Source organism: Rosenbergiella gaditana (assembly GCF_018494065.1).
In the GTDB taxonomy this organism is placed as follows: domain Bacteria; phylum Pseudomonadota; class Gammaproteobacteria; order Enterobacterales; family Enterobacteriaceae; genus Rosenbergiella; species Rosenbergiella gaditana.
Genome location: NZ_JABBFR010000010.1, coordinates 97,618 through 111,157, shown reverse-complemented (window position 1 = coordinate 111,157; position 13,540 = coordinate 97,618). Strand labels below are relative to the sequence as shown.

Annotated in this window: 13 protein-coding genes; 10 read left to right on the top strand and 3 right to left on the bottom strand. The window is 47.0% G+C overall.

The window, feature by feature from the left end:
* Positions 1-1,164: a cystathionine gamma-synthase gene (metB, locus tag HH682_RS09115; protein ID WP_214237276.1), complete on the bottom strand. Its 1,164-nt coding sequence runs from the start codon at positions 1,162-1,164 to the stop codon at positions 1-3.
* A gap of 259 nt (positions 1,165-1,423) precedes the next feature.
* Between metB and metJ the strand changes: the two genes are divergently transcribed.
* Positions 1,424-1,741: a met regulon transcriptional regulator MetJ gene (gene metJ, locus HH682_RS09110; protein WP_214237258.1), complete on the top strand. Its 318-nt coding sequence runs from the start codon at positions 1,424-1,426 to the stop codon at positions 1,739-1,741.
* Between the two features lie 81 nt (positions 1,742-1,822).
* Here the strand turns inward: metJ and rpmE are convergent, their stop codons facing one another.
* On the bottom strand, positions 1,823-2,035 hold the full coding sequence (rpmE, locus tag HH682_RS09105; RefSeq protein ID WP_062814690.1) for a 50S ribosomal protein L31: 213 nt from the start codon (positions 2,033-2,035) through the stop codon (positions 1,823-1,825).
* Positions 2,036-2,267: 232 nt separating this feature from the next.
* Between rpmE and priA the strand changes: the two genes are divergently transcribed.
* The 6 genes from priA (at position 2,268) to rraA (ending at position 9,426) form a co-directional block, all read left to right on the top strand.
* Complete coding sequence (gene priA / locus HH682_RS09100) at positions 2,268-4,463, top strand: primosomal protein N' (protein WP_214237257.1); 2,196 nt, start codon at positions 2,268-2,270, stop codon at positions 4,461-4,463.
* 150 nt (positions 4,464-4,613) lie between these two features.
* Complete coding sequence (locus HH682_RS09095) at positions 4,614-5,618, top strand: DNA-binding transcriptional regulator CytR (RefSeq protein ID WP_214237256.1); 1,005 nt, start codon at positions 4,614-4,616, stop codon at positions 5,616-5,618.
* A 157-nt stretch (positions 5,619-5,775) separates the two neighbouring features.
* On the top strand, positions 5,776-6,840 hold the full coding sequence (gene ftsN / locus HH682_RS09090) for a cell division protein FtsN (protein ID WP_214237255.1): 1,065 nt from the start codon (positions 5,776-5,778) through the stop codon (positions 6,838-6,840).
* A gap of 87 nt (positions 6,841-6,927) precedes the next feature.
* Entirely contained in the window at positions 6,928-7,464 is a 537-nt protein-coding gene (gene hslV, locus HH682_RS09085) for an ATP-dependent protease subunit HslV (protein ID WP_048912993.1), read from the top strand.
* A 3-nt stretch (positions 7,465-7,467) separates the two neighbouring features.
* Positions 7,468-8,802, top strand: coding sequence for an HslU--HslV peptidase ATPase subunit (gene hslU, locus HH682_RS09080; RefSeq protein WP_214237254.1), 1,335 nt, complete (start codon positions 7,468-7,470; stop codon positions 8,800-8,802).
* Between the two features lie 135 nt (positions 8,803-8,937).
* Positions 8,938-9,426, top strand: coding sequence for a ribonuclease E activity regulator RraA (gene rraA, locus HH682_RS09075; RefSeq protein ID WP_214237253.1), 489 nt, complete (start codon positions 8,938-8,940; stop codon positions 9,424-9,426).
* Positions 9,427-9,467: 41 nt separating this feature from the next.
* Here rraA and zapB read toward each other — a convergent pair whose 3' ends face one another.
* Positions 9,468-9,707, bottom strand: a complete 240-nt coding sequence (gene zapB, locus HH682_RS09070) for a cell division protein ZapB (RefSeq protein ID WP_214237252.1) — start codon at positions 9,705-9,707, stop codon at positions 9,468-9,470.
* A gap of 343 nt (positions 9,708-10,050) precedes the next feature.
* Between zapB and HH682_RS09065 the strand changes: the two genes are divergently transcribed.
* The 3 genes from HH682_RS09065 to glpX all read left to right on the top strand — a co-directional run bounded on the left by HH682_RS09065 (position 10,051) and on the right by glpX (position 13,540).
* Positions 10,051-10,902 (top strand): MIP/aquaporin family protein, encoded by an 852-nt coding sequence (locus HH682_RS09065; RefSeq protein ID WP_214237251.1) that lies wholly within the window; start codon positions 10,051-10,053, stop codon positions 10,900-10,902.
* 25 nt (positions 10,903-10,927) lie between these two features.
* The gene (gene glpK / locus HH682_RS09060) at positions 10,928-12,439 is read left to right on the top strand and encodes a glycerol kinase GlpK (protein WP_214237250.1); all 1,512 of its coding nucleotides are present in this window, start codon (positions 10,928-10,930) and stop codon (positions 12,437-12,439) included.
* A 120-nt stretch (positions 12,440-12,559) separates the two neighbouring features.
* Positions 12,560-13,540, top strand: coding sequence for a class II fructose-bisphosphatase (glpX, locus tag HH682_RS09055; RefSeq protein WP_214237249.1), 981 nt, complete (start codon positions 12,560-12,562; stop codon positions 13,538-13,540).

Sequence of the window (13,540 nt, the reverse complement as noted above, 5' to 3'; positions counted from 1 at the left end):
TTACTCCTGAGTAAGACGTTGGAAAGCTTGGTCAAGATCAGCGATCAGATCATTATGATCCTCAATTCCCACTGAAACACGCAGTAACGTCTCTGAAATTCCTGCAGCCGCTCTTGCTTCGGCAGACATTCCAGCATGGGTCATCGTCGCAGTGTGAGAAATCAAACTTTCTACTCCTCCTAATGACTCAGCTAGGGTAAAGAGTTGTAGCGATTTCAAAAATTGACGAACGGTCTTTTCATCACCGGCTAACTCAAAACTTAGCATTGCACCAAATCCACGTTGTTGGCGACAAGCAAATTCATGGCCTTTATTCTCAGGCAGCGAGGGGTGGTAAAGCTTACTGACTAAAGGCTGATGTTTTAAGTAGTCGACAATTGCTAACGCATTCTCTTGAGCCGCTTTTGTCCGTAACGATAATGTCCGCATCCCTCTTAATAATAGATAACTATCGAATGCTGACCCAGTAACGCCAATATTATTCGCCCACCACGCTAATTCTGTTGCGTGTTGAGGGTGACGAGAAATAACGGTTCCTGCGACAATATCAGAGTGGCCGTTGAGATACTTAGTGCAGGAGTGCACCACTAAATCAGCCCCGAGTTGAAGAGGGTTTTGTAGCGCTGGGCTGAGAAAAGTATTGTCGACAACAGTCACAGCGCCAACCGCACGTGCCGCCCGACATAAGCCTTCAATATCTACCACTCGTAATAATGGATTACTTGGACTTTCGATCAAGAAAAGTTTGGGATTAAGCTTAAGGGCCTCATCAACAGCTTGAGGATCGCCTTGATCAATAAATTTCACATTGAAAGCACCGCGTTTCTGTAAGCTATCAAATAATCGGTAGCTCCCACCATAGCAATCATGCGGCGCAATCAACCACTCTCCCGGTTTTAAAAAGACAGTTGTCACAAGCAGGATGGCTGACATACCGGTATTGGTCATCACCGCACCCGCGCCGCCTTCTAACTCTGCTAAGGCTTGCTGAACAACATCTCGCGAAGGATTACCGCGGCGGGAATAGTCATGAGCACGAGGTTGATTAAAATCAGTAAAGTTATAGGTGGTCGAAAGATGGATGGGTGGGACGACGCAGCCATATTGGTGATCTTCATTTAACCCGCTGCGTACCGCAATTGTCGCCTGCTTGAATTGTGTCATAGAGAATAAACCAAGAGTCATAAAGTAATTGCTAGCATATCCTTGCGGAAAATAGACGTCAACACATCTAGACATCCAAATAGATTTGCGTGTAGATTGAGCAATACGTTGATAAGAGGTAAAATCAGACCATAACGTCCGGTCTTCGAAGAGATTATCTGCTTTTGACGGCTCTTGGACCAATAAATCCAGTTTTATCTGCGATATCTGGCATAATAAGCTGAATTCAAGTAATTAACATTTATTAATAAGGTACACCATGGCCGAGTGGAATGCCGAATATATCAGCCCTTATGCTGAACATGGCAAAAAAAGTGAGCAAGTTAAGAAAATCACTGTTTCTATACCACTAAAAGTATTGAAAATACTGACGGATGAGAGGACTCGTCGGCAAGTTAATAACTTGCGCCATGCGACGAACAGCGAGCTATTATGCGAAGCTTTTCTACATGCTTTTACTGGTCAACCTTTGCCAGATGACAACGATTTACGTAAAGAAAGAAGTGATGAGATCCCTGAAACTGCAAAATTAATTATGCGCGAAATGGGCATTGATCCCGACATGTGGGAATACTAACGCCACCCTTTTATTCCCATAAAAAAACCCGGCATCGCCGGGTTTTTTATACAGCGGGGATACCCCCACCGATCAAGAAACTTATTTGGAGCTTGGGATGCTGAAACGCTTGTTGAAGCGATCAACACGACCACCAGTGTCTACAACACGTTGTTTACCAGTGTAGAATGGGTGGCAGTTACCACATACGTCTAAGTTTAAAGGTTGACGTAGGGTTGAACGCGTTTCGATTACGTTACCGCAAGAACAAGAAATGGTAACGTTGTTATATTCTGGATGAATACCTTTTTTCATGGGATAACCTCAGTAGAAGGCCGTGTCGCTCTCCGTGCCAAGCTCAGCTTGCACAGCACCACACGCGATTGAACAATAATATAAGTGTATGTCTTCGTCGCGTAATAGAACCGCTGTCTAACGAAGGCCCCATATTATACAGAAAATAGACAACAACATGCAAATGACGATTTCAATCACTTCACGAGAAACGGTACACTTGCCGTTTCGGTTCACTGAGTATGAGTAATGCATGACCATCGTTAAGGTAGCTTTACCGGTTCCTCTACCCAAACTGTATGATTATACCGCTGACGCAGCACATATCCCTCAGATAGGATGTCGAGTACGCGTCGTTTTCGGTCGTCGCAAAATGATCGGAATCGTGGTAACGCACAGTGCAAGCAGTGATCTCAGTGCCGAACAGCTTAAGCCTATTGATGAAATTCTTGATACCGAGAGCCTTTTCACGCCCAGTCTCTGGGAGTTATTGACTTGGTCAAATCGCTATTATCATTATCCCTTAGGCGAAATTCTGTTTCACGCAATCCCATCCCAACTTCGTCAAGGCAAAGAAGCCCGTAAATCAATATGTTATGAATGGCGGCTCACCGATATGGGACACGTCATCGACCCAAGTGAAATTAAGCGTTCGGAGAAACAGCGCCAGGCGATGATGCTACTACGACAAGGTGGATTATTACGCTCAGCGGTCGCTGACCACGACTTACCAGAAAGTACGTTCCAAGCCCTACGAAAAAAAGGGTGGTGCGACCTCTACGAACTCGCTGAATCACTTGAAGATTGGCGTCCTCAGTTCCGCGTCCTCGGTGATCGGCTTAAATTAACCACTGAACAAGCCACGGCAGTAGGTGCGATTCATAGTATGAATCAGCAATTTAGCCCATGGTTATTAGCAGGTATTACCGGTTCTGGAAAAACTGAGGTCTACCTCAGCGTTATCGAAAATATCCTGACGCAAGGTAAACAAGCCTTAGTACTGGTTCCCGAAATAGGGCTGACTCCGCAAACTATCGCCCGCTTTCGGGAGCGTTTTAAAGCGCCAGTTGAAGTGATCCATTCTGGTCTCAATGATACTGAACGTCTGAGTGTCTGGCTGAAAAGTAAAAAGGGAGAGGCGGCGATTATTATCGGGACACGCTCAGCTATTTTTACCCCGCTAGCACGACCGGGGGTGATAATTGTCGATGAGGAACATGATAATTCGTATAAGCAACAAGATGGCTGGCGCTATCATGCTCGTGATCTCGCCGTCTTCCGGGCAAATAAAGAAAATATACCGGTCATCTTGGGCTCAGCAACACCTGCCTTGGAAACCTTGCATAATGTCCGCATCAGCAAGTATCGCCAGCTTAACCTTACTCGGCGAGCGGGTAATGCAACGACAGCTCAGCAGCAGCTCATCGACCTCAAATCCGTTACCCTGCAATCAGGGCTCTCTCCACAGCTCATTCGGCGTATTCATGCGCATCTACAGGCCGGTAACCAAGCTTTACTCTTTCTCAATCGTCGTGGCTACGCGCCAGCATTACTCTGCCACGATTGCGGGTGGTTAGCGGAGTGCCAACGCTGTGACCATTATTATACTTACCACCAGCAACAACGAAGCCTACGCTGCCACCACTGTGACAGCCAGCGACCGATTCCTTGGCAATGCCCTGAGTGCGGCTCATCTCATCTAATGCCCGCGGGATTGGGGACAGAACAGCTGGAAGAACAATTACAACGCTTATTTCCTGATACACCACTGACGCGTATTGACCGAGATACCACTCGCAGAAAAGGAATGCTTGAACAGCATCTAGAGAAGATTCATCAGGGGGGCGCACGAATTCTGATTGGTACACAGATGCTCGCAAAAGGACATCACTTCCCAGATGTCACCTTAGTGGCTTTGTTAGATGTCGATGGGGCACTATTTTCAGCCGATTTTCGGGCAACTGAGCATTTCGCTCAACTTTATATACAAGTTGCCGGCCGGGCGGGACGCGCGGGTAAACAAGGTGAAGTTTTACTGCAAACCCATCAACCGGAGCACCCTTTACTCCAAACCTTACTCAGTAAAGGCTATTTTCAGTTTGCTGCTGAAACGCTAGCACTACGGCAACAATTACAGCTCCCCCCTTATTCGAATCAAGCCATATTTCGTGCTGAGCATCAGGATAGCGACCAAACTGAGCGCTTCTTACAACAGTTACGTAATCTCATCGAATCGAGTCCGCTAAAAGATGATGAGTGTTGGATTATCGGTCCAGTTCCCGCCCTACATGCAAAACGCCAAGGGCGTTGGCGCTGGCAACTGGTGATACAAAGCCCTTCTCGAGGCCGTTTGCAACAGCTTCTCACGCAAAGCTTACTCCTAGTGGGCACGTTGGCTGGGGAGAAAAAAGTGAAATGGTCTTTAGATGTCGATCCTACAGACAGTTAAGCAACAAAAGGTTGTGAAGTAACTCTTAAAATTAATCGATTGATAACAATTAGTTAGTCCGTTTTGTTACGCTTTAGCGGGTTCAAACCCAGAAAGAAAACTATTAAGTAGCAAGTTGACGCAGATTCTTATCCATCGAGGAGTTACGCTTTGAAAACCACCCCTGATCCCTCGTCAGCAACCATGAAAGCTGTGGCCATACAAGCTGGCGTATCAACCGCTACCGTTTCTCGCGTCTTCACCTCGCCGGAAAAAGTCTCACCCAATACTAGGCAGCGCGTTGAAGCAGCCGCATATGCGCTCGGTTACTCATCAACGCCCCTCTTTCCACGTGGTATAACGCCGTATTGGCGTAAAGTCATGGTTATCATCGCCGATATCACTGACAGCTTTTACAGTGAAATTATTCGTGGTATTGAGACTCAGGCAAGCCAACAATACTGCTTGATCACCTTATTTGACTGCGCCCATCAATCGATGGACCGCTATATTACTCAAACGCGAGGGTTACCTGAAGGTTACGATGGCCTCATTTTTGTCGTCCTTTCCCCTACTCATCGTGATCGTAGCCACCCAATACCCAGCGTGGTCATTAATGAGTACTCCTCCGATCATGGTTTCCCTACCCTTCATATTGACAACTTGACCGCATCCTTCAATGCCGTAAATTACCTTATCCAATGCGGTCACCAACACATAGCCTGCTTGACGGGCCCCGAAGAATTAGCTATCTGCCAATATCGGCGACAAGGATACCTACAAGCTTTACAGCGCCATAACCTTCCGCTTAACCCCTACTACATCGCACGGGGGGATTTTTCGTTTAGATCAGGAATGTCGGCCGCCGAACACCTTCTAAAGCTCGCCACGCCACCCGATGCTATTTTTTGCCATAATGATAAAATGGCGCTTGGTGCTATGTATCAGGCTAAACAACTTGGTATTGTCGTTCCAAGGCAGCTATCCGTCATCGGATTTGATGATATAGAAGAGAGCCAATATGCGGATCCACCGCTCACCACTATCTCACAACCCAGAGCCGCGCAAGGCGAGAACGCAGTTTCGTTATTAATGACTCTTATGGAAGGAAAGCCACTTATCCATCGATCTTATCTGTTGGAAACTGAGTTGATTTTACGGCAGTCCACGCGTTGAACGTCATAACTGAAAAATTTCACCCCAAATAACAAAAATCTCAACTAGAGTTTACTGGTCAAACTTCATTCGGTTAAGTAACATAGTAGCAATTGTTATTAATCAATTCTTCAGGCAATCTTGCCTTTCAGCTGGCTTAAATAATATCGGTACCGGTGTGGCACAAAAAGACTATGTAGGACGCGGACGTTCATCAACAACGCAGCGAAAAAAAAATAATAGCCGACGTAAAAACTCTAAGGCAAATACTGGTATTTCCAAAGTAATTGTTGTCATTGCAGCGGCAGCCTTAGTCCTCTTTATTGGTGTATTGGCATTACTCGCTCACCATAAGAAACAAGCGGAAAAAGAAGTCACCCCTCATAAGACCACAACCAATGGGCTTCCTCCTAAACCTGAGGAGCGCTGGAAATATATAAAAGAGTTAGAAAACCGCCAAATAACAGTACCTAGCCCAGTCGAACCAAGCGCCGGTGGCGAAGTAAAATCACCTACGCAGCTCACCGATGAGCAGCGCCAGCTATTAGCGCAAATGGCTGAAGATATGCGCCAGCAGCCCACTCAACTCAGCGAAGTGCCGTGGAATCAGCAAACCCCAGAGCAGCAGCAACAAACATTACGCCAGCAACAGCAGAATGCTGCGTTACAACGCAAGTACCAACAGCAAGAGCAGCAATTTATTTCGCAACAGCAACAACTAAATCAATCGCGTCCCGCTCAGCCAGCTAATAAAGAGCTGCAAGAGCAAAATCGGCAAATACAGTTACAGCATGAACGTCAACAAAAAGCCTATGCGGATCAGCAAAGAAGGTTGGAACTTGAGCGCCAGCAACAGACGTATCGCGAGCAGCAAAAGCAGCGCCAACAATTAGAGCGTCAAATCCAGCAACAGCAACATAGTGCCCCAATTACTGCAGCTAAACCTAGCACTTCACAGCCAGAGAAAGTGGCACCTGCAACACCTGCGTCCCCTCAAGCCACAGCAGAAATCTCGTCTAAACATTGGTTAATTCAATGTGGCTCGTTCAAAGGTGCCGCCCAAGCAGAGTCAACTCGGGCAAAACTTGCTTTTGAAGGGTTTGAAAGCCGTGTGACCACTGGAGGCGGTTGGAACCGAGTAGTGATTGGTCCTTACAATCAGCGCGCGAAAATCGATTCGGTGATTAAACAGTTAAAGAATTCTGGACATACAAACTGCATAACTCTCTCCGTTGGGGGTTGAAAGTTTTTAACTCACCCCCATATGCTTGAGTAAGTGACTCCGCGCTTTGTCGCGGAGTTTTTATTTCAAGAGATTAAGGGGCAGCCCGTGACAACGATAGTAAGCATACGACGTAACGGTAAAGTCGTCATTGGCGGTGACGGCCAGGCAACGCTCGGTAACACCGTTATGAAAGGCAACGTGAAGAAAGTCCGTCGTCTTTATAACGATAAAGTCATCGCTGGTTTTGCTGGGGGCACCGCTGATGCCTTCACACTTTTCGAACTTTTTGAGCGTAAGCTTGAAATGCACCAAGGCCACTTGGTGAAAGCCGCCGTTGAGCTGGCTAAGGATTGGCGAACGGATCGTATGCTGCGTCGTTTAGAAGCACTACTGGCTGTCGCCGACGAAAATGCTTCACTGATCATTAGTGGTAATGGCGATGTTATTCAGCCAGAAAATGACCTTATTGCCATTGGTTCGGGCGGACCTTATGCTCAAGCTGCGGCACGCGCAATGTTAGAAAATACTGAATTAGATGCTCGTGAGATCACCGAAAAAGCGTTAGAAATCGCCGGTGATATTTGTATTTATACCAACCACAATCTCACGATTGAAGAACTCAACTCAGGGGATAAGGAGTAAGTTATGTCTGAAATGACTCCTCGCGAAATCGTCAGTGAACTGAACCGGTTCATTATTGGCCAAGATAACGCTAAGCGCGCGGTCTCCATCGCACTCCGTAACCGTTGGCGCCGTATGCAGCTTAACGATGAGCTGCGCCATGAAGTCACACCGAAAAATATCCTTATGATTGGTCCAACCGGTGTGGGTAAAACAGAAATTGCTCGTCGTCTTGCTAAGCTCGCTAATGCGCCGTTCATTAAAGTTGAAGCCACTAAATTTACAGAAGTGGGATATGTCGGTAAAGAAGTCGATTCGATCATCCGTGACTTAACCGAAGCTGCTGTGAAAATGGTACGTTCACAAGCGATCGAGAAAAATAAAGCGCGTGCTGTAGAACATGCTGAAGATCGAATCCTTGATGTCCTGATCCCGCCAGCTAAAAATAACTGGGGACAATCAGAAGGGGCTCAAGAAGAGTCATCAACCCGTCAATCTTTCCGTAAGAAACTACGTGAAGGCCAGTTGGACGACAAAGAGATCGAGATCGATTTAGCCGCTTCCCCTATGGATGTCGAAATTATGGCACCTCCAGGAATGGAAGAGATGACGAATCAGCTTCAATCCATGTTCCAAAATATGGGTAACCAGAAACAGAAATCGCGTAAGCTGAAGATCAAAGAAGCAATGAAATTGCTGATTGAAGAAGAAGCGGCTCGCTTGGTAAATCCTGAAGAGCTTAAACAACAAGCCATTGAAGCAGTCGAGCAGCACGGTATCGTCTTTGTTGATGAGATCGATAAAATTTGTAAGCGTGGCGGACAATCCTCAGGCCCTGACGTATCTCGTGAAGGGGTACAGCGTGACCTGCTACCTTTAGTAGAAGGATGCACTGTCTCGACCAAACACGGTACGGTAAAAACCGACCATATACTGTTCATCGCTTCAGGGGCCTTCCAAGTGGCAAGTCCTTCTGATCTGATCCCTGAATTACAAGGGCGTCTCCCCATTCGTGTCGAATTACAGGCCCTGACGGTTAACGATTTCGAGCGTATCCTTACAGAACCAACGGCATCCGTTACTGTCCAGTACAAGGCATTGATGGAAACTGAGGGGGTTAATATCGATTTCACCGATGATGGAATTCGGCGCATTGCCGAAGCAGCTTGGCAGGTGAATGAGACGACCGAAAATATTGGTGCTCGTCGACTCTACACCGTCTTAGAGAAACTGGTAGAAGATATCTCCTTCGAAGCCAGTGATCGTTCGGGCGAGTCCGTCACCATTGATGCGGATTACGTCAGTAAGCACCTTGACGTATTAGTTGCAGATGAAGATTTAAGCCGCTTTATCCTTTAACCCTAATCCCTCTATACCCAGAGCCCCTCGCTCTGGGTAACTCTCCCCCTTCTGCCGAACCACGTCCAAGAACTTTGCCGCAACACTTAGAAAGAGATATACTTAGTCTACCTCTGGCAACCAGATGAAACGACGATGAAATATGATACTTCCGAACTCTGTGATATCTACCACGAAGAAGTAAACGTGGTTGAACCCCTTTTCTCTAACTTTGGGGGCCGTACCTCTTTTGGAGGGCAAATCACGACAGTAAAATGTTTCGAAGACAATGGGCTACTCTATGATCTGCTTGAAGAAGATGGCTCAGGGAAAGTTTTACTTGTAGATGGGGGTGGCTCAGTAAGACGCGGTTTAGTTGATGCTCAACTAGCCCAACTTGCGGCCAGTAACCACTGGGAAGGGATTATCCTCTATGGCTCAGTACGCCAAGTCGACGAACTGGCAGAGTTAGATATCGGTATCCAAGCCATCGCAGCAATTCCTGCTGGGGCTTCAGGTGACGGTGTGGGAGAAAGTGATATTCGTGTCAATTTTGGCGGCGTAACCTTTTTCTCTGGCGATTATGTCTATGCCGACAATACCGGCATTATCCTCTCTGATACCCCATTGACTGAAGACGAGTAATAGTGACATCGGCGGACAGCAACACTGCCCGCCCCGTTCTTTTAAACTTCTTCCATCTTGCCGAGTAAAGTACGCAGACGCTCTTGCCATTGTGTCTGTTCTTCTTTCAGCTGCTGATTTTCACGCGTTAACGACTCGTGATTACCGGCCACTTGTTGTGCGTCCTGCTTAAGGGCACTGTTTTGCTCTTTTAATTCCTCAATTTCCATTTGTAGCAGGGTAATGGTGTCAATCGCCTGCTGTACTTTTGCTTCCAATTTCTCAAACATTTCAAATGACATTGTTACTCTCTCCAATTAACGCCAGGCGTTGATAACCGCATCCTTCAATGTATCGCATTGATGCACTGTAAAGCTGCGCTGATAGTCCGATTGTATGGAGGCCAGCGATGCAAGTCCAGAGGGGAAACAACTTCAGGAGTTGTCTGTTCGTTTTTTTCACCTCAAAAAGCGTGAAAAGAAACGGAAATATGCGAAAACGCGCATTTTTTTTGACCAAGCACACATTTTTTAAGTGCGGTATTTTGCGTTTTTTTTCGTTAACGATAAATTCACAAGAAAAATACATTTGAGAATTTTGTGAAACTCAAATACTGTCTTCACTCTCTCCGTCAAGGAATACACCATGAGTAAAACAACCAACACGCTCACCGGTCAGTGTATTGCAGAATTTATTGGAACTGGCTTGATTATCTTTTTTGGCGTCGGTTGTGTCTCTGCGCTGAAATTAGCCGGTGCAAATTTTGGCCAGTGGGAAATCAGCATTGTTTGGGGGCTTGCCGTTGCCATGGGCGCTTACGTCAGTGCTGGCGTATCAGGTGCTCATCTTAACCCAGCCGTCAGTATTGCATTATGTGTTTTCGGCAACTTTGAAGCCCGTAAACTCTTCCCTTATATCTTTGCGCAAACTGCTGGTGCATTCTGCTCTGCCGCCTTGGTATATGGCTTATATCAAAGCTTATTTATCGTTTATGAACAGACTCACCACATCGTTCGCGGTACCCTAGAAAGCTTACCTATGGCGGGAATCTTCTCGACCTATCCTGATGCGCATCTCTCTATTGCTCAAGCCTTCTTAATTGAAATGACCATTACTGCAGTATTAATGGGTGTCATCATGGGCCTGACCGATGATGGTAACGGTATCCCACGCGGGCCCTTGGCACCACTGTTGATTGGTTTACTGGTCGCCGCCATTGGCGCTGCCTTTGGTCCACTGACTGGTTTTGCCCTGAATCCTGCTCGTGACTTTGGCCCTAAACTCTTCGCCGATTTAGCTGGCTGGGGACATTTAGCCCTTACTGGCGGGAAAGATATTCCGTACTTTTTGGTTCCAGTCTTTGCCCCAATTGTCGGTGCCCTAGTCGGTGCACTGTTATACCGGACAATGATTGGCCGCCATCTTCCTTTAGCAGTACAAGTTGAACCTGAGCAGGTCTCCGTTGAAAAGGCCTCTGTTCAAGAACGTAAAGTATAATATTCACGGCGAATAGGAACTCACCATGTCTACGAAAGAAAAAAAATACATCGTCGCGCTCGACCAAGGAACCACGAGCTCTAGAGCCGTTATTCTTGACCATGATGCAAACATTATTGCCGTTTCACAACGTGAGTTTGCCCAAATCTACCCTAAGACCGGCTGGGTAGAGCATGACCCAATGGATATTTGGGCATCACAAAGCTCAACATTGGTCGAAGTCTTAGCCCATGCCGATATTAGCTCCGACGAAGTGGCCGCTATCGGTATCACCAACCAGCGTGAAACGACGATTATTTGGGATAAAGAAACCGGTAAGCCAATTTATAATGCCATCGTTTGGCAGGATCCTCGTACCGCCGATTATTGTTCCGGGCTGAAAGATGAAGGATATGAAGAGTATATCCGTGACACGACCGGCCTAGTAATTAACCCTTACTTTTCGGGAACCAAGGTAAAGTGGATTTTAGACCATGTTGAAGGGTCACGTGAACGGGCGAAACGTGGTGAACTGCTGTTTGGAACTGTTGATACCTGGTTAGTCTGGAAAATGACCCAAGGTCGTGTCCATATTACTGATTACACTAATGCCTCACGCACCATGCTCTTTAATATCCATACCTTAGAGTGGGATCAGAAGATGCTGGATTTATTAGACATCCCGCGTGAGATATTGCCAGAGGTTAAAGCCTCTTCAGAAGTTTATGGTCAAACCAATATCGGCGGTAAAGGGGGAACACGTATCCCGATTGCAGGCATCGCCGGAGACCAACAAGCGGCACTCTATGGACAACTTTGCGTCCAACCTGGTATGGCAAAAAATACTTATGGCACTGGCTGCTTTATGTTAATGAATACCGGTAAGGAAGCGATCACCTCGAAAAATGGTTTATTAACGACCATCGCATGTGGACCACGAGGTGAAGTGAATTATGCCTTAGAAGGTGCGGTATTTATCGGTGGTGCATCGATTCAATGGTTACGTGATGAACTGAAACTGTTTAACGATGCGGACGATTCAGAATATTTTGCCAATAAAGTGAAAGATTCCAACGGTGTCTACATGGTTCCGGCCTTCACCGGCTTAGGTGCCCCTTATTGGGACCCCTATGCACGAGGAGCTATCTTCGGCCTGACCCGCGGTGCGAATGCCAACCACATCATTCGTGCCACGTTAGAATCCATCGCTTTCCAGACTCGCGATGTTCTGGAAGCCATGCAACACGATGCGAATACTCGTTTACAGACGTTACGAGTTGACGGTGGAGCGGTAGCCAACAACTTCCTAATGCAATTCCAAGCCGATATTTTAGGCGCGCATGTGGAACGTCCTGAGGTCAAAGAAGTTACGGCTCTGGGAGCTGCATACCTAGCGGGCCTTGCTGTAGGTTTCTGGAATGATTTAGAAGAAGTACGATCCAAATCTGTCGTTGAAAAAGAGTTCCGTCCTTCCATTGAAACCACCGAGCGTAATTACCGTTATGCGGGATGGAAAAAAGCGGTATCTCGCGTCAAAGGTTGGGAAAAAGATGAATAGCACACAGAGTGCTAAACAATAGCACTCACTGCCTCCTGCGCTTCGCAGGGGGCATCCCTCCCCTTTCCTCGCTATGATACACTGGGTCCCTGTTTTCTCTGACGACCCTAATGATTCAGTATGAAACATACACTCACACAACAATTTTATCGCGTTACCGAAGCTGCGGCAGTTGCCGGTTTTAAGTGGCTCGGACGTGGCGATAAAAATCACGCAGACGGCGCGGCCGTTGCTGCAATGCGCCAGCAACTCAATGCTATGCCCATCGATGGAACTATCGTGATAGGCGAAGGTGAAATCGATGATGCCCCAATGCTCTATATTGGCGAGAAAGTCGGACAATCCTCTGGCGAGCGAATCGATATTGCAGTCGATCCCATTGAAGGCACACGGATGACAGCATTGGGTCAAAGTAACGCCCTCTCTGTCATGGCTGTGGCGGAAGCAGGAACGCTACTGCATGCGCCCGATATGTATATGGAAAAATTAATTGTCGGTCCTGCAGCCAAGGGAACTATCAATTTACACCTCTCCCTCGAAGAGAACCTTAAACTGATCAGCCAAGCACTGCAAAAAAGCCTCTCTGACTTGACGGTGTCTATCCTCGACAAGCCACGCCATACTCCGGTTATCGCCGCTCTTTATAAATTGGGCGTCCGCGTTTTTACTTTTCCCGATGGTGATGTCTCTGCGTCGTTACTAACATGCTTCCCTGACCAACCGATAGATGTGATGTACGGTATTGGCGGTGCACCTGAAGGAGTCATTTCAGCTGCGGCAATCAGAGCATTAGGGGGTGATATGCATGCTCGTTTACTCACCCGAGAACAGGTAAAAGGTACTAGTGCTGAGCATCAACAAGCGAGCCGCGAAGAAGTTAGGCGTTGCCAAGCCATGGGGCTCACCATAGGGCAAGTGCTCCGACTCGATGATCTTGCCAAAAGCGATAATGTGCTATTTAGCGCAACGGGCATTACCGATGGTGATTTACTCAAAGGCGTTGAGGCTTCTGAGTCGTCAATAACGACTCATAGTTTAGTCATTGATGGTCAACGTCAGACCCAGCAATGGATTAAAACGGTCAATAGATTGGCCCTGTAA